This is a genomic window from Ruegeria sp. CL5, assembly GCF_056536485.1.
In genome coordinates this window covers 1-19,521 of the sequence record NZ_JBQFPS010000013.1, presented here as the reverse complement: position 1 = coordinate 19,521, position 19,521 = coordinate 1, and the positions used below count along the sequence as shown (strand labels likewise).

General features: G+C 56.2%; 19 protein-coding genes, 1 pseudogene and 1 riboswitch. Of the genes and pseudogenes, 9 read left to right on the top strand and 11 right to left on the bottom strand.

The genetic code is table 11. The features are described from left to right. Positions 1-6: 6 nt before the first annotated feature. Positions 7-1,245, bottom strand: a complete 1,239-nt coding sequence (locus ACR0IU_RS18790) for a TRAP transporter substrate-binding protein (protein ID WP_319546398.1) — start codon at positions 1,243-1,245, stop codon at positions 7-9. A 109-nt stretch (positions 1,246-1,354) separates the two neighbouring features. Between ACR0IU_RS18790 and ACR0IU_RS18785 the strand changes: the two genes are divergently transcribed. Beyond that, positions 1,355-2,950, top strand: coding sequence for a GMC family oxidoreductase (locus ACR0IU_RS18785; RefSeq protein WP_480717304.1), 1,596 nt, complete (start codon positions 1,355-1,357; stop codon positions 2,948-2,950). Positions 2,951-3,240: 290 nt separating this feature from the next. On the opposite strand, the gene ACR0IU_RS18780 is transcribed toward ACR0IU_RS18785, so the two are convergent. Together ACR0IU_RS18780 and ACR0IU_RS18775 are read right to left on the bottom strand one after the other, a co-directional pair. After that, on the bottom strand, positions 3,241-3,696 hold the full coding sequence (locus ACR0IU_RS18780; protein ID WP_480717303.1) for an FGGY-family carbohydrate kinase: 456 nt from the start codon (positions 3,694-3,696) through the stop codon (positions 3,241-3,243). Continuing rightward, positions 3,684-4,514: an FGGY family carbohydrate kinase gene (locus tag ACR0IU_RS18775; RefSeq protein WP_480717302.1), complete on the bottom strand. Its 831-nt coding sequence runs from the start codon at positions 4,512-4,514 to the stop codon at positions 3,684-3,686. Before ACR0IU_RS18775 ends, ACR0IU_RS18780 begins: the two co-directional genes overlap by 13 nt. A 283-nt stretch (positions 4,515-4,797) precedes the next feature. Between ACR0IU_RS18775 and ACR0IU_RS18770 the strand changes: the two genes are divergently transcribed. The 7 genes from ACR0IU_RS18770 to ACR0IU_RS18740 all read left to right on the top strand — a co-directional run bounded on the left by ACR0IU_RS18770 (position 4,798) and on the right by ACR0IU_RS18740 (position 12,337). Further along, positions 4,798-5,823, top strand: a complete 1,026-nt coding sequence (locus ACR0IU_RS18770) for a LacI family DNA-binding transcriptional regulator (RefSeq protein WP_170780687.1) — start codon at positions 4,798-4,800, stop codon at positions 5,821-5,823. A 94-nt stretch (positions 5,824-5,917) separates the two neighbouring features. Next, positions 5,918-7,222, top strand: coding sequence for an ABC transporter substrate-binding protein (locus ACR0IU_RS18765; RefSeq protein WP_170775169.1), 1,305 nt, complete (start codon positions 5,918-5,920; stop codon positions 7,220-7,222). A gap of 107 nt (positions 7,223-7,329) precedes the next feature. Beyond that, a complete protein-coding gene (locus tag ACR0IU_RS18760; protein WP_010443327.1) occupies positions 7,330-8,196 on the top strand; it encodes a carbohydrate ABC transporter permease in 867 nt (288 codons plus the stop codon). A gap of 12 nt (positions 8,197-8,208) precedes the next feature. Beyond that, on the top strand, positions 8,209-9,039 hold the full coding sequence (locus ACR0IU_RS18755; protein WP_480717301.1) for a carbohydrate ABC transporter permease: 831 nt from the start codon (positions 8,209-8,211) through the stop codon (positions 9,037-9,039). 12 nt (positions 9,040-9,051) lie between these two features. Further along, positions 9,052-10,056 (top strand): ABC transporter ATP-binding protein, encoded by a 1,005-nt coding sequence (locus ACR0IU_RS18750; protein ID WP_170775173.1) that lies wholly within the window; start codon positions 9,052-9,054, stop codon positions 10,054-10,056. Continuing rightward, positions 10,053-10,826, top strand: a complete 774-nt coding sequence (locus ACR0IU_RS18745; protein WP_480717300.1) for an L-iditol 2-dehydrogenase — start codon at positions 10,053-10,055, stop codon at positions 10,824-10,826. The genes ACR0IU_RS18750 and ACR0IU_RS18745 overlap by 4 nt, the downstream gene beginning before the upstream one ends. Continuing rightward, positions 10,826-12,337, top strand: a complete 1,512-nt coding sequence (locus ACR0IU_RS18740) for a mannitol dehydrogenase family protein (protein ID WP_480717299.1) — start codon at positions 10,826-10,828, stop codon at positions 12,335-12,337. The genes ACR0IU_RS18745 and ACR0IU_RS18740 overlap by 1 nt, the downstream gene beginning before the upstream one ends. 80 nt (positions 12,338-12,417) lie before the next feature. Here ACR0IU_RS18740 and thiD read toward each other — a convergent pair whose 3' ends face one another. The 8 genes from thiD to ACR0IU_RS18700 form a co-directional block, all read right to left on the bottom strand. Further along, entirely contained in the window at positions 12,418-13,149 is a 732-nt protein-coding gene (gene thiD / locus ACR0IU_RS18735) for a bifunctional hydroxymethylpyrimidine kinase/phosphomethylpyrimidine kinase (RefSeq protein WP_480717298.1), read from the bottom strand. Further along, entirely contained in the window at positions 13,146-14,111 is a 966-nt protein-coding gene (locus ACR0IU_RS18730) for a ThiF family adenylyltransferase (RefSeq protein WP_480717297.1), read from the bottom strand. Before ACR0IU_RS18730 ends, thiD begins: the two co-directional genes overlap by 4 nt. Beyond that, on the bottom strand, positions 14,108-14,701 hold the full coding sequence (locus tag ACR0IU_RS18725) for a thiamine phosphate synthase (protein WP_480717296.1): 594 nt from the start codon (positions 14,699-14,701) through the stop codon (positions 14,108-14,110). Before ACR0IU_RS18725 ends, ACR0IU_RS18730 begins: the two co-directional genes overlap by 4 nt. Continuing rightward, positions 14,701-15,468, bottom strand: a complete 768-nt coding sequence (locus ACR0IU_RS18720) for a thiazole synthase (protein ID WP_480717295.1) — start codon at positions 15,466-15,468, stop codon at positions 14,701-14,703. The genes ACR0IU_RS18725 and ACR0IU_RS18720 overlap by 1 nt, the downstream gene beginning before the upstream one ends. A 1-nt stretch (position 15,469) precedes the next feature. Continuing rightward, entirely contained in the window at positions 15,470-15,667 is a 198-nt protein-coding gene (gene thiS, locus ACR0IU_RS18715) for a sulfur carrier protein ThiS (RefSeq protein WP_170475699.1), read from the bottom strand. Then, positions 15,636-16,604 carry an FAD-dependent oxidoreductase gene (locus ACR0IU_RS18710; RefSeq protein WP_480717294.1) on the bottom strand — a complete coding sequence of 323 codons (969 nt, stop codon included), beginning with the start codon at positions 16,602-16,604 and terminating at the stop codon, positions 15,636-15,638. Before ACR0IU_RS18710 ends, thiS begins: the two co-directional genes overlap by 32 nt. Further along, on the bottom strand, positions 16,601-18,400 hold the full coding sequence (gene thiC, locus ACR0IU_RS18705) for a phosphomethylpyrimidine synthase ThiC (RefSeq protein WP_480717293.1): 1,800 nt from the start codon (positions 18,398-18,400) through the stop codon (positions 16,601-16,603). The genes ACR0IU_RS18710 and thiC overlap by 4 nt, the downstream gene beginning before the upstream one ends. Positions 18,401-18,501: 101 nt before the next feature. Further along, positions 18,502-18,622: riboswitch (TPP riboswitch) on the bottom strand. Between the two features lie 145 nt (positions 18,623-18,767). Continuing rightward, complete coding sequence (locus tag ACR0IU_RS18700) at positions 18,768-19,139, bottom strand: hypothetical protein (RefSeq protein ID WP_480717292.1); 372 nt, start codon at positions 19,137-19,139, stop codon at positions 18,768-18,770. A 268-nt stretch (positions 19,140-19,407) separates the two neighbouring features. Between ACR0IU_RS18700 and ACR0IU_RS18695 the strand changes: the two are divergent. After that, positions 19,408-19,521 (top strand): annotated as a pseudogene (locus ACR0IU_RS18695) (Na+/H+ antiporter NhaC family protein); the annotation flags it as partial.

The following is a 19,521-nucleotide window of genomic DNA, read 5'->3' as shown; positions in this document are numbered from 1 at the left end:
TTAGTATCAGGCTTCGCCTTTCCACCAACGGCGCGGTTCAACGTTCTCCGGCAGGGTGTCTGCCGGGATCTCGCGCGCGATGTCGAAGATCTCCTGATAGGTATCGATGCCGCCTGCCCATTTGTTCAGACGTTCGCGCCACTGCGCCCAAGGCTCAGGGTTATAGTTCGGGGCGCACATTTCTTCGGCCAGCTTGATCTGATCGTCAGCCAGGAAGGCCGGACGTACTCCATTTTCGGCAAAGATAGTATCAGGCAGCTGCGGCTCCGAGAAACCGACCGTATTCAGCAATGCGGCTTCATTTGCACCCTGAATCAATGCCTGAGTGAAGTAGGAAGACTCCATCACAGCGTCCTGCAGCTCACCACCGAGGCTGTCGAAAACCTTTGCAGACATTGAGGTATGTTCTGTACCGCAGAAGAACTTCAGGTTGACCGACTGCGAAACAACGGGCGCCATATTGGCGTATGCAACGGCCGACGCCCATGTTTCGGCACCGTCGATTAGGCCAGTTTTTAGCGCATCCAGCGTTTCCTCCCATGCCACCGGCACCGGATTCAGGTTCAGTAACTGCATCGCAATCCGCCCCAGTTGCGTGCCTGTCACGCGGTTCTTGGTGCCAAACAGCTCTTCCAGCTTGGTCACGGTCGGTTTGTCGGCAAAGGTCGAACCCATCTGCAGCCCGCGCAATTCGCAGTGCGTGAACAGGAACTTCAGACCATGACGTTTCTCCAACGGATCACGCAGGATGCGCTGGCTCGCGGGGCTATAAAAGAAGTGATATTGCGCTGCCCGGCTAGGGAACATGTAAGCATAGTCCAGCACGTTCAGGTAGGGTGCGCCACCTGCCGAATTCTGGGTCGAGGCCGCGTAAATATCGACGATACCCTGTTGGGTTTTTTCCACGCAGCTCAGCTGACCACAGATCTGATTGTCGCCGATGAACTCGATCCGAATCTCACCATCAGTGCGTTCTTCCAGATCCCGAGCGAATTCGATCGCGCCGGCGCGCTCGATTAGCAGATTGCGGGTGTTGAAACCTGAAGCACCAAATTTCAACGTGTGCTTCGGCTCCTTAGAAAAGCGCTTTTCATAGGTCGATTCGGCCGCCTGCGCCAGATTCGCCAGGCTCATCGCGCCACCAAACCCGCCTGCCGCCAGCAGTGTCGAACTCATGCCATAACGCCCGGCTACGCGAAAAAAATCTCGCCGGGAAATGCCACTTAGTTTCTTACCGATCTCCATTGCTTACCTCCCTGATCGCAATTATTGAGACGTTTTGTATCAAAAAAGGCTAGTATAATTCTTGCATCTTGCATAGAGTTTTTTTCAGCGACGTTGGAAGGAGGCGGTCATGGAGGTGGATTATGCGGTTGTCGGCGCGGGGTCTTCGGGCTGTGTCATTGCTAATCGACTAAGTGCTGATCCCAATACATCGGTCGCGCTTCTTGAAGCCGGCGGCCGCGACACGAACCCGTGGATTCACATCCCCGTCGGTTATTTCAAAACGATGCATAACCCGTCAGTCGATTGGTGTTATCGGACCGAGCCCGACCCAGGCCTAAATGGCCGGTCCATCGACTGGCCGCGCGGTAAAGTGCTCGGCGGCTCCTCCTCGTTGAACGGGTTGCTTTATGTACGTGGCCAGAAAGAAGATTACGACCGCTGGCGGCAAATGGGCAATGAAGGTTGGGGGTGGGACGATGTCTTGCCCCTGTTCAAACGCTGTGAAGATCAAGAACGCGGTGAAGATGAGTTTCACGGTGTTGGTGGGCCTTTGTCGGTGTCAAACATGCGCATTCAACGCCCAATCTGCGACGCTTGGGTAGCGGCAGCACAGGCCGCAGGCTACCCGTACAACCCCGACTATAATGGCGCTGAACAAGAAGGCGTGGGTTATTTTCAATTAACCACCCGCAACGGCCGTCGCTGCAGCGCGGCTGTGGCATATCTCAAACCTATTCGAAATCGTCAGAATTTGAACATCATCACCAAAGCATTGGTGACACGCGTGGTTTTGGATGGGAAAAAGGCGACTGGGTTGGTTTACCGGGACAAGTCGGGGGTTGAGCAAACTCTGAAGGTCCGGCGTGAGATCATCCTGTCTGGCGGCGCGATCAATTCGCCCCAGATCCTGATGTTGTCGGGGATTGGAGACGCGGACCATCTCAAAGAAAATGGAATAGAACCGCTTCATGTCCTGCCTGGCGTCGGCAAGGGTTTGCAGGATCACTTGCAGGCACGACTTGTGTTCAAATGCAATGAACCAACACTGAATGATGAAGTCCGCAGCCTGCTCAATCAAGCCCGCATCGCGTTGAAATATGCGTTGTTCCGCGCAGGTCCAATGACCATGGCTGCCAGCCTAGCCACAGGATTCATGAAAACCCGGCCCGATGTTGAAACTCCGGACATTCAGTTCCACGTCCAACCCTGGTCAGCTGACAGCCCCGGTGAAGGTGTGCATCCGTTTTCTGCCTTCACTATGTCGGTCTGTCAGCTGCGCCCGGAAAGTCGAGGCGAGCTGCGCCTGAACGGTCCGGATCCGTCCAAGCATGTTAAAATCATTCCGAACTACCTTTCTACGGAAACAGATTGCCGAACCATCGTCGACGGTGTGAACATCGCGCGCAGAATTGCTAAACAAAATCCTCTCGCCTCGAAGATTTCAGAGGAGTTTCGACCGACGGCAGAGCTTAGCATCGACGATTACGAAGGCACACTGGATTGGGCCAGATCAAACACCACCTCAATCTATCACCCCACCGGCACCTGCGCGATGGGACAATCAGAGAAGTCTGTAGTGGACGCGAAACTGAAGGTCCACGGCATAGCAAACCTACGGGTGGCAGATTGTTCGATCATGCCGGAAATCGTCAGTGGCAACACCAATGCGCCTGCGATCATGATTGGCGAAAAGGCAAGCAATCTAATAATCTCGGATGCTTGACACATCGCGCCGCGATCTGAACGCCAATTAAAACTGCGAATACTACTGCCAACCATATTCCGGTGCGCACGCAGTACCGGGCTTGAATTGGTCCGCCCAACGTGGCTGTTCCAACACAGGAGACACGTGCTGGCTTCGGATATCACGTTGTTCTGTTCCGCTAATAACAGTTCGCAAGATTTGTGAGACATCCGAAAAGAAAGTTGAGCGACGGGTAATTTGGTATCTGCGGCACAAGGCTCTTCCAACACGCTCAGTCAGATTGGCTGCGAAAAATTGTATGATCGCTGCTAGTTAACGTTTTTGATGTCGGCATAAAGCCGGCGAAATTGCGTCAGTCGCTCGAAGAACGTTCTCTCTTCGGCTGGCTCGAACCTAACCGTCGCTGGCGGCTGAAACGCCAGATCGACTTGGGCAAGCGCACCATCACCGCAAGCTGCCAGCCGAGCCGCACCATATGCAGGACCAGCTTCGGCCCCTTCCGATCGCACGATTGGTTTATCGATCGCAGTTGCGATCAGCTTCAGGAAAAGATCTGATTGAGCACCCCCTCCGATTGCAGCCAGTTCAGGCGAATTGTCCATCGTGTCACCAATACTCTGTGCCGCATCAGCAAAGCAAAATGCTATTGCCTCCAAGACGGGCCGGCAGATGTCTGCGCGTGTCGTTGAGTCCTCGAGCCCAAAGAAACACGCGCGTATATTCGGGTCTCCGAGGGGGCTCCGTTCACCCGTCAGATATGGCAAAAAATCGGAACCCGATCACCGCTGACCGTTTCGGCAAGCGCAACAACTTCGGCTGCGGAGAGCCCCAATTGACCACCAATCCATGAGATCGGCCTAGCACCGTTTAGCATTGCTGCCATTTGATACCAGCGATCGGGCAGTGTGTGCGCAAAAGCGTGCACATAATGTTCGGGGTTGGGCTTGTACTTACGATCCGCCACGAACAACTGGCCCGACGTCCCAAGGGAGATGAAGCCCCGTCCCGGTTCCGTCGCACCAAGAGATATCGCCCCAATCGCCGCATCCCCTCCTCCGGCTATAACGGGCACGCAAGGCTTCAACCCGGTCGCTTCTGCAGCTTGTGACGTCACAGTCCCAACGAAACTGTGGCCGTCAAACACTTGCGGCAGCCAGTCGAGCGCCACACCAGTGGCTTCCGCGATCCCGTTATGCCATTTGCGCGATGCCTGATCGAGCCACATTGTTGCCGCGGCATCGGACGTATCAGTTGCCAGCTCACCATGCAGGCGTAGACCGATGTACTCCTTGGGTAGCAGGATATAGGCAAGCTGAGCATAGTGACTGGGATCATACCGTTTCAGCCATGCAATTTTGGGGGCGGTAAAACCGGGCAACGGAAGAACACCCGTGATATGACCAATCTGCGGCAGCGCTACACGCAGTTCATCGCATTTGATAGCGGCCCTGCTGCCATTCCAGAGTATTGCCGGGCGGATTGGGCACAGCTTACCGTCCAGCAAAACGGCCCCGTGCATCTGTCCGGACAAACCGATGGCCTTCGTCTCTGACAGTGGGATTTGCTCTGCAAGCTGCTTCAACGCGTCACGCGTCTCCTGCTACCAAAGGTCTGGGTGCTGCTCTGACCAACCGGGTTGTGGCGAGGACGTCTCGATCCCTGCAGAAGATATCGCAAGAATACGATCAGTATCCGCGCAGACAATCTTGACCGCCGACGTTCCGATATCAATCCCGAGATGCATTTTTAAACCTCGACCTGCACAAACGTCCGGAACTTGTCTGACTCTTGATTTTTTATCGCGCGTAAAGAATATGTAAAAATAGGATAAGATCAAGACGGCTATGATCCGCAGGCAGACTGGCATGACCAAGATTAAGAATATGGAAGAGTTCGCGGCCCTCAGCGGCATCTCGCGGCCCACGGTATCCAAATACTTCCACGATCCCGACAGCGTTCGCCCAACGACAAGGGCGCGTATCGAAGAGGCGCTCGAACGGTTTGACTATCGCCCGAATATCTATGCTGTGAACCAGAATCGGAAGCTGACCAAGAATATCGGCATCGTCGTGCCCTATCTGGCCGATCCGTTCTTTGCCGAAATCGCGCGCTATCTGGAGCAAAGCTGTATTGCGGCAGGCTATCGCCCTTCCCTCTTTAGCGCCCACGGAGAACAAAAGCTGGAAAACGAAATTCTGGATGGGCTGCAATCCATGAAGCCCGCCGGGGTTTTGTTGGCACCCCTGGGCCGGATTTCAGACCGATCGGCGATTGAGAAGTTCTGCGCCAACGTACCGACTGTTCTGTTTGACAGTAACCTTGATGGGCTGGGTGCCGCGTTTATCGGATCGGACAATTTCAGCTTTGTGTCTCAGACCGTTGAATACATGACCCGGACGGGCGAGCCTCCATCATTTTTTGAAATGCGCACACCCGCGAACCCAAACGCCAACAAACGAAGGAAGGCTTATGTCGCCATGATGGAGCGCCTCGGGTTCGAGCCGCATATCATCAAAGTCGACGGGAAAGGATGGGCTTTCGAAGAGATTGGGCACAGAGGCGCGCTGAAAGTTCTTGAAGAGCGTGAATTGAGAACGAACTCCGTTCTGTGCAGCAATGACCGGCTGGCTATTGGCTTTCTTGCGGCCTGCTATGAACAGGGGATTCGGGTCGGTCGGAAGGAGGGCTGCACGCTGCGCGTGGCCTCAAATGACGATCATCCGTTCGCAAAGTTTACCTGCCCTTCTCTCACAACAGCCGCACACGACTATGACAACGTGGCCAGCCGAAGCGTCGAGACTTTGTTCGAACTTATTGAAAACGGTGGGAAATTTGAAACACGAACTGAGACACTTTTCCCCGCTCGACTTGTTTTAAGGGACTCTGCGTAGGCTATAATCTTAACGCGCGTAAAGTTTTTATTGACTGCGCGACAACTTTCACTCTACGCTCCCTGCACGACATCCAAGCTCAGGGAGGACAGGGATGTATCTGAAGCACGCACTTCGCGCGGCGACTGCATTGACATTCGTCGCCACGGCAGCAGCCCACGCGCAATCCATCACGATCGCCACAGTGAATAATGGTGACATGATCCGGATGCAGGGCTACACCGACAAATTTACTGAAGCGACCGGCATTGATGTTGAGTGGGTGACGCTGGAGGAAAACGTGCTGCGTCAGCGCGTCACCACCGACATCACCACCAAAGGCGGTCAGTTCGATATCATGACCATTGGTATGTACGAGACACCGATCTGGGGGGCGAATGGTTGGTTGGTGCCGCTGGATGGTATGTCTGCTGAATATGATGTGGACGACATCTTGCCTGCCATGCGCAACGGGCTCAGCAATGACGGCACTCTCTATGCCGCCCCGTTCTATGGCGAAAGCTCGATGGTAATGTATCGTACCGACCTGATGGAAAAGGCCGGGCTTGAGATGCCCGACGCGCCTACATGGCAGTTCATCCGCGAAGCCGCTGCGGCGATGACTGACCGGGACAACGACATCAACGGTATCTGCCTGCGCGGTAAAGCTGGTTGGGGCGAAGGTGGTGCCTTCATCACAGTGACCGGGAATTCCTTTGGCGCCCGTTGGTTCGACGAAGATTGGAAGCCGCAGTTCGATCAGCCTCAGTGGAAAGAGGCTCTGACCTTCTTTGTCGATATGATGAACGAGTCAGGCCCTGCTGGGTATGCAACCAACGGCTTTAACGAAAACCTGTCGCTGTTCCAGCAGGGCAAGTGCGGCATGTGGATCGACGCCACTGTTGCGGCGTCCTTCGTGACGAACCCGGACGACTCGACCGTGGCCGATCAGGTTGGCTTTGCGCTGGCACCGAATTCAGAAGGTGTCGACAAACGCGCCAATTGGCTCTGGGCTTGGGCTCTGGCCATCCCTGCAGGTACGCAGCAAGAAGATGCAGCCAAGCAGTTCATCGAATGGGCCACATCCAAGGATTACATCGAACTGGTGGCCGAAAACGAAGGCTGGGCCAATGTGCCTCCGGGCGCGCGAACTTCGCTGTATGAGAACCCCGAATACCAGAAGGTTCCGTTCGCCCAGAAAACACTGGATTCGATCCTTGCAGCCGACCCGGATAACTGCTGCGCGCAACCGACGCCCTATGTTGGCATCCAGTTCGTCGCTATCCCGGAATTTGCAGGTATCGCCACGCAGGTAAGCCAGGAGTTCTCGGCAGTCTATGCCGGACAGCAATCAGTGGATGAAGCGCTGGCCAAGGCGCAGGCCTTCACCGCAGAAGAAATGGAAGCCGCAGGTTACTGAGGCATCCCTCCCCGCGGGCGGGCAGAGGTCTGCCCCCCGCTCCGCCCTTCCACAACTCGCGTTTTTCTCGCAGGCTGGGTTACGCCTGAACAGAGAGGGTTTGCGTTATGGCTACTCAACATTCCCGATCCGTTGCTCGCCTGATGATGGCACCTGCAGTGGTCCTGCTACTTGGCTGGATGCTCGTGCCGCTGACGATGACGCTGTATTTTTCCTTCAAGAAATACCTACCGCTGCGCGGTGGGGATCTAGGCTGGGTCGGGTTCGACAACTATGTCCGGTTCGTCTCGTCCAGCTCCTTCTGGCCCGCTGTGCAGGCAACGCTGGTGATCGTAGGCGGTGTGCTGGTGATCACAGTGGTGCTGGGCATCCTGCTGGCGATGCTGCTGGACCAGCCGATGTGGGGTCAGGGCGTTGTTCGCATCCTCGTAATCGCACCGTTCTTCGTCATGCCCACCGTGTCCGCGCTGGTCTGGAAGAACATGTTCATGGACCCAGTCAATGGCTTGCTGGCCCATCTGTGGCGCTTTTTCGGGGCCGAGCCGATCTCGTGGCTGTCCGAGGCGTCGATGACGTCGATCATCATGATCGTCTCATGGCAGTGGCTACCCTTCGCGACGCTGATCCTGCTGACCGCAATTCAGTCGCTGGACAGTGAGCAGCTGGAAGCAGCCGAAATGGATGGTGCCCCGGTGCTGAAGCGGTTCTATCACATCGTTCTGCCGCACCTCAGCCGCGCGATAACCATCGTGATCCTGATCCAGACGATCTTTCTTCTGTCGATCTTCGCCGAGATCTTCGTGACCACCGGCGGTGCATTCGGCACCCGCACCCTCACCTACCTGATCTTCCAGCGCGTGTTGGAAAGCCAGAATGTCGGCCTTGGATCAGCCGGAGGTGTCTACGCCATCATCCTTGCCAATATCGTTGCCATCTTTCTGATGCGCATCGTCGGCAAGAACCTGGACGCGTGAGGAGATAAGACCATGGCCCGCGCCGTTACACCCCGCCGCAAATCGCTGAACACTGCCCTCGCATGGGCTGTCGGTCTGCTGATCTTTTTCCCGATCCTCTGGACCATCCTGACCAGCTTCAAGACCGAGGCACAGGCCATTGCAAGCCCGCCGCTGTTCCTAAACTTCGACTGGACACTTGAGAACTACGCCATCGTGCAGGAGCGGTCCGACTATATGCGGTTCCTGTGGAATTCAGTCATCATCGCGGGCGGATCGACCCTGCTGGGGGTGATCATCGCTGTGCCTGCCGCATGGGCGATGGCCTTTGTGCCCTCCAAGCGCACCAAGGACATCCTGCTGTGGATGCTGTCGACCAAGATGCTGCCTGCAGTAGGCGTGCTGTACCCGATCTACCTGCTGTTCATCCGTCTTGGGCTGTTGGACACACGCGGAGGGCTGGTCGTCGTGCTGATGCTGATCAACCTGCCGATCATCGTCTGGATGCTTTACACCTATTTCCGCGAAATCCCCGGTGAGATTCTGGAAGCCGCGCGGATGGATGGGGCAACGCTGAAAGAGGAAATCCTCTATGTTCTGACGCCGATGGCCATCCCCGGCATCGCCTCAACTGTCTTGCTGAACTTCATCCTGGCGTGGAACGAAGCGTTCTGGACACTCAACCTCACCGCTGTCGATGCGGCCCCCCTGACGGCCTTTATCGCTAGCTACTCCAGCCCCGAGGGCCTGTTCTTCGCCAAGCTCAGCGCGGCATCGACCATGGCGATTGCACCAATCCTCATCCTTGGCTGGTTCAGCCAGAAACAACTTGTCCGCGGCCTGACTTTCGGCGCTGTGAAATAAGGAAGACGACTTATGGGACGTATTCAACTCAAGTCAGTGACCAAAAGCTTCGGCGACGTTGAGGTCATTCCACCGCTGGACTTGACCATAGGAGACGGAGAATTCACCGTCTTCGTCGGCCCCTCGGGTTGCGGCAAATCCACCCTGCTGCGGCTCATTGCAGGGCTGGAGGATATCACGTCGGGCTCCATCGACATTGATGGCGCGGATGCAACAGACGTGCCGCCCGCCAAACGTGGCCTGGCCATGGTGTTCCAGTCTTATGCTCTGTATCCGCATATGACGGTGCGCAAAAACATCGCGTTTCCTCTGCGCATGGCCAAGCTGGATCAGGCCGAAATCGACAAACGTGTCGAGGGTGCGGCAAGCGTCCTGAATCTGAGCGATTATCTGGATCGTCGCCCGGGGCAGCTGTCGGGTGGGCAGCGTCAGCGTGTCGCCATTGGTCGTGCAATTGTTCGTGAGCCCTCAGCATTCCTGTTCGACGAGCCCCTTTCGAACCTCGACGCAGCCTTGCGCGTTGGCATGCGGTTGGAGATCAGCGAACTTCACGAACGCCTGGCGACAACGATGATCTACGTGACCCACGATCAGGTTGAGGCAATGACCATGGCCGACAAAATCGTCGTGCTTCAGGCCGGTGTGATCGAACAGGTCGGCAGCCCTCTGGAGCTTTACCGTACGCCACGCAACCTGTTTGTTGCGGGATTCATCGGTTCGCCCAAGATGAACTTCATAGAAGGTGAAGAGGCCGCGATACACGGTGCCCAGACCATTGGCATCCGCCCTGAACACATCACCGTTTCCGAAACCGAAGGTGAATGGTCAGGAGTGGTCAGCGTCTCTGAGCACCTTGGCTCGGACACCTTCTTTCACGTCCACGAGACTGGCCTGGCTGAGACAATCACAGTCCGTGCAGATGGCGAAGTGGGCTTCCGCCACGGGGATCGCATTCACATGACACCGCGGGCTGACGTAATCCACCGGTTCGACGCGAAAGGCTTGCGGATCGAATGACACGCCTTGCGGGCAAAACCGCCCTGATCACCGGGGCCGCACGTGGCATCGGACTGGCCTTTGCCAAGGCCTATGTGAACGAAGGTGCGCGTGTCGCCATCGCAGACATCGACATCCAGCGCGCGAGAGACGCAGCTTCTGAGATCGGTGAGGCTGCTTTGGCCATCGAGATGGATGTGACCAACCAGCAGAGCATAGATGAGGCGGTAGCAAACACAGCTGACCATTTCGGTCTCATTGATATCTTGATAAACAACGCAGCCATCTTCACCGCCGCACCAGTCGTTGAGATCAAGCGCATGGATTATGACCGCGTCTTTGACATCAACGTTGCTGGTACCTTGTTCACCATGCAGGCTGTCGCGCGCCACATGATTGAAAATGGGACCAGAGGCCGGATCATCAATATGGCGTCGCAGGCCGGGCGAAGGGGTGAACCTTTGGTCGCTATCTACTGCGCCAGCAAGGCGGCAATCATTTCTCTGACTCAATCGGCGGGGCTGAACCTGATATCTCACGGTATCAACGTGAACGCGATTGCCCCCGGTGTCGTCGATGGCGAACACTGGGACGGCGTAGATGCGTTCTTTGCAAAACACGAAGGCAAACCCCCCGGCCAAAAGAAACGCGAAGTCGCCGCAACCGTCCCTTATGGTCGCATGGGCCGGGCAGATGACCTGACCGGGATGGCGGTATTCCTGGCTTCTGACGATGCCAATTACATCGTCGCACAAACCTACAATGTAGACGGCGGAAACTGGATGAGCTGATGGATCCTGCAGCGAATGCAAAAACTCCGGTGCGACTGCGACTCGACAGCCTTGCAGACCTGCCCGCTAACGTCAGGCACCCTGCCTATCGGCGGTCGGATCTGACGCCGGGCATCGTCCATATCGGGCTTGGCAATTTTCACCGTGCGCATCAAGCGTGGTACATTCACCAGTTAATGCAGCAAGGCCAAGCCCATGATTGGGCGATCATCGGGGCCGGCATGCGAAACTACGACGCGGAGATGAGAGAGCGTCTGCTGGCACAGGACTGTCTGACCACGTTGATTGAACTAGATCCCACAAGGACAACCGCCGAGGTCATTGGCCCGATGGTTGACTATTTACCGATTGAGGCAGGTAATGTTGCCTTAATCCGGAAGATGACCGACCCTGCCATTCGTATTGTTTCTCTCACAGTTACCGAAGGCGGGTACTATCTGATCTCCAACACCGGTGCGCTTAACACCGATCACCAAGATATCCGCTACGATGCCGCAAACCCCAACCTGCCTCGAACGGCCTTTGGCTCCATAGTCGCGGCACTCAAAGAGCGCCGAGCAAATGGCCTCAAACCCTTCACCGCGCTAAGCTGCGACAACCTTCAGGGCAACGGCACAATCCTGCGAAACTGCGTAGTTGGCTTGGCGCGCATGTCTGATCCTGATCTGGCCAACTGGATTGATCAAAACAGCGCGTTTCCCAACTCGATGGTAGATTGCATCGTGCCAGCAACGACTGACGAGTTGGTATCGCAATGCCAAATCCTTGGTGTGGATGACCGCGCTCCTGTCTCGCACGAGAACTTTCGTCAATGGGTGATCGAGGATGAATTCTGCGCCGGGCGACCACCCCTCGAGCAGGTCGGGGTAACGCTGACCCAGAATGTTCACAGCTATGAGTCAATGAAACTCCGCATTTTGAACGGAGGTCACCAGCTTCTCGCAAACGTTGGGGAAATTTTGAATGTCCCGACGATTTCATCCTGCATGCAGGATCCGGACATCCTGGCATTCTTCAGAACGGTTCAGATCGAAGAGATTCTGCCTCATGTCGAAGCTGTCCCCGAAACGACAGCGAAAGAGTACCTTGAGTTGGTTGAGAGGCGATTTGCAAACACAGCGATTCATGACACAACGCGCAGGGTCGCGTTCGACGGATCGGCGCGGCATCCAGGGTTTCTGCTACCATCGTTGCGCGATGCACTCGCATTGGGTGCTTCTGTCGACGGGCTCGCGCTGGCAGAGGCATTCTGGTGCCGGATGTGTGCGGGGATTCGTGAAGATGGCTCTCATATAGCCGCAAATGATCCTCAATGGGATAACCTTCAAAAAGCCGCATTGGTGTCCAAACATGATCCCAAACTCTGGCTCAACCAACGCCAGTATTATGGAGACGTTGGCAGCGCTACACACTTTTGCACGGCCTTCGCCTCCTATCTGACCGCGATCTGGCGGTATGGGAGCCGGGCGGTTATAGTTGAATACGTTACCAACGGTTCGAAATCGCGCTAGCAGCTTCTGTAAAGCATGATCGCTCGTGATTTCATTTTGCTGTATTCGAAAATCAGCACCGTAGCCTTGGATCGACGGCATCACAAGCTGATTGCCTCGCGGAGGTAGTTATGGACGAATGATTTTGCCCTTTTGCATGCTAAAAGAAGATCGTTCCCCTGGATCAGGCAGCAGGTGATCGCCGTGGCCATTGCGCAGCCTGTGCCGCGTATCGTTGCTACTTCTAACCTCGGTGCCGTCAGGATATTCTGCTCTTTAAGTGTGAACAGATGATCGACGGAGGTCTCACCCGATGCATGGCCTCCCTTGATCAACGCGGCCTGTGCTCCATGGGACAAAAACCAATCTGCCTGCGCCGCGATCTGGTCATCGGTCTCCGCCACAGGATATCCTGAAAGCGCAGCTGCTTCGAGTAGGTTCGGGGTGACAAGTTGGGCCTGCGACAGCAGCGTTCTGGGAAACTGCCCTGACATGAGTTGACGCCCCGAGCTGGATTTTAGCACTGGGTCCAGGACAATGGGGCACGATTGACTTTGGATGGCGTTGCCAACCGCATCAGCGATTTCTTCATTGCCAAGCATGCCGATCTTGATGGCAGTCGGAGCGGTTGTGGCCAATGCGGCTTTGATCTGGCTGGCGATCATTTCCGTCGATATGAGTTGGGTATTGAATACCATATCATCTGATTGAGCGGTCACCGCCGTGACAATGGGAAGGACCTGACAACCAAGTTTTTGGGCCACCCAGGCATCTCGGATCAGGCCTGCGCCCCCGCTACTGTCGGTTCCGCCGATTATCATGATCGGCTTCATTTACATGCCCTCGCAGCCAACAAAGCGAGGTTGGTTTCACCCTGCGCCTGCAAGCCTTTTGCCGCCCGCCAAGCTCGCAATCCGCTTTGGCAGCAAAAGACTACTCTTTGCCTTGAAGCCGGAAACTGATCGCGTAACTCGGCTTCGGAAATGCGCTCAGCTTCTGGGCGGATTTTCTTAGGTGCTTCGTGATGGCTCCTCAGTTCAATGATCAGGTCAGAACATTGCAACATCGGTTCTGCGATGAAGGGGATTGCAGTTTCGGGTTCTGGGTTACCCAGAAAGCTGAACCCACCAAAATGCATTCCAGAAAGATCTGCTGTTATCATCTGCCCTAATGCTGGCTGTGCACCCAAAAGGACTTTGATCGCGATCTGTGCCTGCAATGCGCCGATGACGCCTACCACGGGCCCCAGCACACCTGCAGTTGCGCAGGTCGCTCCGGTTGCGGGCAATTCAGGGAACACGGCACGTAGAGACGGTGCGCCCCCGCAAAACCCGCCGACATATCCGGTTTGCCCCAGAACGCTTGCTGAGACGAGCGGCGTATCTTCAGCCAGACAGGCATCTGACAAGATATATGAGGCCGCGAAACTGTCCGCCGCGTCGATCACTAGATCCGCCTTGGCTGCGATCTCTGGTGCTCTAGTTGGGCCGATCGACTCTACATTTGCTGAAACTTCCACCTGTGGATTGAGCGCGCGCAGAGCATCGCGCGCGGCAAGTGCTTTAGGCCTGCCGATATTCGGCATGCCATAAAGAGGTTGGCGGTGCAGGTTGCTTTCTTCGACCTCATCCGGATCTAAGATTGAAATCTTCCCAATGCCTGCACCGACTAAGTATTGCAGGACAGGGCAGCCTAACCCGCCAGCCCCGACGACCGCGACATGGGCTTTGCCCAATCTGGTCTGACCGGCCTCGCCGATTTCGGGCAACTGCATCTGGCGGGTATACCTGCTCATGTGTTGCACACCCGCAACCATTCGCGCGTGCGGGCTTCGGGGTCGGCGGCCTGTTGAATGTCTGTCACCACCGCGGCACTATCCGCACCGGCGGCAAAAACACCGGGCGCACGCTCTGGGGTCAGACCGCCAATTGCGACTAACGGGACGGTTCCGGCCCTTGTTTTCCATCGGGTCACACGGTCCAATCCCTGCGGCTTCCATTTCATTTTTTTCAGTAGAGTCGAATAGACCGGGCCAAGCGCCACATAGGCTGGATCGGAGGATAAGGCACGGTCAAGTTCGGCTTCGTCATGAGTTGAGAGTCCAATACGCACGCCCGCACGACGAAGGGCTGCAAAATCGGCAGTGTCCATATCCTCCTGCCCTAGATGGACAAAGTTACACTTGAGATCCAACGCCACCTGCCAGTAGTCATTCACCACAAGTTGGGCTTGATGGACGGCACAGATGTCGCGGGCTCGGGCGATCTGACAACGAACTTCGGGCTCTGGCATATCCTTGATGCGCAATTGCACAAGCTTCACGCCCTGAGGCACCAACAGTTCCAACCGCCCCACATGGCCCGTGATCAGATAGAACCGTTCCATCACATCAACTCCGCGAGGCCGAGTACGGGAGTGGAAGGCACGGCCACATCTCTCCGATCAATTGGATCAGAGGTAATACCCGCACGCCCGGCCTCGACCGCCAGCGCCATGGCTCGTGCCATGCCGACGGGATCGCCCGCCTTGGCCACCGCGGTATTGAGCAGGATCGCATCCATACCCAATTCCATGGCCTGTACCGCATCAGAGGGCCGTCCGATTCCGGCATCGACGATCAGAGGAACATCCGGAAAATGCGTACGCATCGTCCGCAAAGCATCAGGCGTGCGCAACCCTTGGCCTGAACCGATGGGCGCTCCCCAAGGCATTAGGACTTCGCATCCCGCTTCCAGCAGCTTCTCACCCACAATCAGGTCATCCGTCATGTATGGGAAAACTTTGAAACCATCGGTCGTCAGAATACGTGCGGCTTCGACCAAGGCGAAGACATCCGGCTGAAGATTATCCGCGTGGCCAATCACCTCCAGCTTGATCCAATCGGTTGCAAAAAGTTCACGAGCCATTTGTGCGGTTGTCACGGCCTCTTGCACCGAATGGCACCCGGCAGTGTTGGGCAGGATGTGGGCACCCGTTGCGCGTAGCATGTCCCAGAACCCTGCACCTGTCCCATCCGCTGTTTCGCGACGCAGGCTGACAGTGACCACCTCGCAACCACTGGCGCGGATCGCTTGGTGCAGAATTGCGGGAGATGGGTATTGCGCAGTGCCTAGAAACATAGGCACCGTAATATCGACATCGTAGATTTTCATGTCAGCCCCCTTGCATCGGGGCCAGAACTTCCAGCCGGTCGCCTATGTTCAACACGGTTACGCTGCGCGCAGACGCCGGTACAAACTGGCCATTTAGCGCCGTTGCGATGGAGGGACTGATAAAGCCAAGCTCGACAAGCGCCGCGTCCAGCGTTTCGGCAGATACTTCATGCGCTTTGGCATTCACTGTGATGTGCATGTTTTGTCTCCGGAATGAGATGTTGGACCACCCTGGCCGCCATTGCCGGGGCTAGAAGGAAGCCGTGACGATAAAGACCGTTCAGATGCAGAGTGTCGCCAAACTGAACAACGCGAGGAAGGTTGTCAGGAAAGGCCGGGCGTAACCCGCTACCGGTCTCTATGACGCTGGCTTCTGCGAAACCAGGGTGGATGGCAAAGGCCGCAGCAAGTAGTTCGGAAAGCGAACGTAGGGTTACCGGACGCTCGGACGAGCTTTCGATCATTGTGCCGCCGATCATAAAGTGGTTGTCCCCACGCGGGACGAGGTAGAGCGGAATGCGCGGATGCAATAGGCGGATGGTTCGGCTGATCGTGACCTCCGGGCAATGCAGTATCGCCATCTCACCGCGCACAGGGCGCAGATCGGACAGAGCGGCTTGAATACCTGTGCAATCCAGATCGACATGCCCCGGTGCTTTGGTTCCAAGAAGGATCTCAACACCCAGAGCTTGCGCTGCCTTGGCCAGATCCCGCAGGGCGCGTCGCGGATCCAGGTGGGCCTCGGATTCATAAAACAACCCGCGCGAAAACCGGCCTGCTAAAGACGGTTCCAAGGCGCTGATGTCAGCGACGTCCATCTCACGATACCCGAAGGTGCGCCGGGCAAAGCGCGTCAACTCTGCCCTGTCACGGGCCGGGGCGACCACCAACGTACCAAGACGGGTGACGGGTGTGATGTCCGCCCACCAATCAGCCGCCCCCGCACCAAGAGTGATTACTTCTTCCTCGGCATTTTCACGCTCGCACCACGGAGCCAACATGCCACCGGCGAACCGGGAAACGCTCCCATCTCCGATCTCAGTGCGGGCTTCGTACACGCGTACCCGGACCCCCGCCCGCGCAAGCTCCAAGGCCGAGGTGAGGCCGGCGAGACCGGCCCCTGCGATGGTAATCATTCGCTCGGTTCCTTGACGGGCATATAAAGATCGCCCCCCTCGCGGTATTTTGCAGCCATGGCCTCCATCCCCTCTCTTTGCGCTTCGGCACGGATGTCATGGGAAATCCGCATCGAGCAGAACTTAGGCCCGCACATGGAGCAGAAATGCGCTACTTTATGGGCCTGTTTGGGCAAGGTCTGGTCATGAAAATCGCGTGCAGTGTCAGGATCAAGCGACAGGTTGAACTGGTCCTCCCAGCGGAATTCGAACCGCGCCCGGCTTAGCGCATCATCGCGTCGCTGTGCGCCAGGCAGCCCTTTGGCCAGATCGGCGGCATGCGCGGCGATTTTGTATGTGATCACTCCAGTTTTGACGTCATCGCGGTCTGGTAGGCCCAGATGCTCTTTGGGCGTGACGTAGCATAGCATGGCGCAACCGAACCAACCGATCATCGCAGCGCCAATACCGCTCGTGATGTGATCATAACCCGGCGCGATATCGGTGGTAAGCGGCCCAAGCGTATAGAAAGGCGCTTCGTGGCAGCATTCCAACTGCTTATCCATGTTCTCCTTGATCTTGTGCATGGCCACATGGCCCGGCCCTTCGATCATCACCTGGCAGTCTTTGGCCCAGGCAATTTTCGTCAGCTCACCCAAGGTCTCTAGCTCAGCAAATTGCGCCTCATCATTGGCGTCGGCGATCGAGCCAGGGCGCAACCCGTCACCCAAGCTGAAGGCAACATCATACTGACGGCAGATGTCGCAAATCTCTTCGAAGTGTTCATAAAGAAACGACTCCTTGTGGTGATGCAGGCACCACTTGGCCATGATCGAGCCGCCGCGCGAGACAATGCCAGTCACACGGTTGACCGTCATGGGGACCATATGCAGGCGTACACCCGCGTGGATGGTGAAATAGTCCACGCCCTGTTCGGCCTGCTCGATCAGAGTATCGCGAAAGACTTCCCAGGTCAGATCCTCGGCAAAACCGTTCACCTTTTCCAGCGCCTGATACATCGGGACAGTCCCGATCGGCACTGGGGAATTGCGAATGATCCATTCGCGGGTGTTATGGATGTTGCGCCCGGTTGAGAGATCCATAACCGTATCGGCACCCCAGCGGATGGCCCAGACCATCTTGTCGACCTCTTCCTCCATACTGGAGGTCACGGCGGACGTTCCCATATTGGCATTCACCTTTACCAGAAAGTTTCGACCGATGATCATCGGTTCGGTTTCTGGGTGGTTGATATTGGCCGGGATGATCGCACGCCCTGCGGCAATTTCAGAGCGGACAAATTCCGGCGTCACATAGTCGGGGATATTGGCCCCAAAATCGTTCCCGTCCCGATGGCAAGGAGACGTTTCCCGCAACTGGTTTTCGCGGATCGCTGCAAACTCCATTTCCGGGGTGATGATCCCGGCCCGTGCGTAGGCCAACTGTGTCGGAGCCAACCCATCCTTACCACGCAGCGGTCGTGGCTTGATTGGAAATTCAGGTGTCAGCTTGTCCTTGTGAACAAAGCCGTTATCGGCATCAGTGATCTCGCGCCCTTCATATTTTTCGACATCCCCGCGCGCCTTGATCCATTCGGCGCGCACTGGTGCCAGACCCTGCCTAATGTCCGTCAGCACTTTCGGATCGGTGTAAGGGCCTGAACTGTCATAGACAGGTAGCGGAGCTTCACCGGCTGTCGGATGTGTCGAAATTTCGCGCATCGGTACGCGGATGTCGGAATGCAACTCGCCAGCGACGTAGATTTTGCGCGATGCGGGCATTTCATCGGTGGTAATTTTTGGGTTTGGTACGTTCACTTTGGCGCTCCTCAAGCTCAGGTCTCAAAAAGACACCAGAAGAGTTTGGGAGGAGGCAAAGGCAAAACGTGCCTTGTGTTCCGGTTGCGCAAGCCAGAATGGGCTGTGCGACCTTAGCTTCCTACGCCAGTGTCAACTGGGTCAGGTTCAAAGGGTCGCATCACCGGGTTTTCACCCAATCAGCCTCTCAGTCCCTTGGGCGGGACTCCCCTGCGTAGGTTTGCGATAGGATGGAACAGAGCGTTTGTAAAGCCTCAAGAGGCGACCGTTCGCGCAATGGTAGTGAAAGCGCACTCCGTCTACTGAACAACAGTTCGACTTTAGTGCCGCGAATGTCAGCAATCAACGGAGTTGCTTGTTAGGTCGCTCACGGGTCACGTATACGACCAAAATTGTGTAGGACTTTCTCGACGGGTTCTTCCAAAACATCCAAGATTTTGTCGCCCAATACTCTCCTGATCTGCTCAAGCGGGATTTCTTGGCCTAATTTGCGAAACATCTTGCACATTGCTTCCAACACCACCAAGTTCTCCCGCGGGGAAGTTAGGTGTAGATTGCGTGGGCTAAGAGCCTTTTGCGGCGCGTCTGCCAATCGATCAATATGGTCCAAATTGAGGGTCAGTTTGTGCCGTTTTCCGTCGGCGTCCCTGTAAACGTCAATGAGCGCGTCATTTTCGGCTACATCGATACCTGCTTCCTTCTGTTTGGCAGCGAAGGTCTTGTTGGCCTGAGTGGGCATTTTGATCTGCGTGTCCCAGCAAATGCGCCAGTTGTTGAAGATGCGACGAAATTTCACACGGGGGACTTTGGGGGCAGTGATTGCAAGCGCCGCTTTCGGATGGATTGGTCACCGGGCGGTTTTGCCTGCTGCGCGCCAATGCGCTACCAAAGCGTCGAGGACCAACCCGCCGTGCGAGCTGTGCATCTTGACCGTCGATTTACTTGAGGTCTTGCATCCCGGACAGTAACAGCCCTATCGGCCAGACGGGGTTTTCCATCTGGGGCTTTACTCGATCGATACTGGGGTTCCGGAGATCGATCCCTTGCTGAACCGCGGCGGTATTCAGTCTATGATGTGGACGATTTCACTGGTGCTGCTGGCTTTGGGGTTTGGCGGAGCG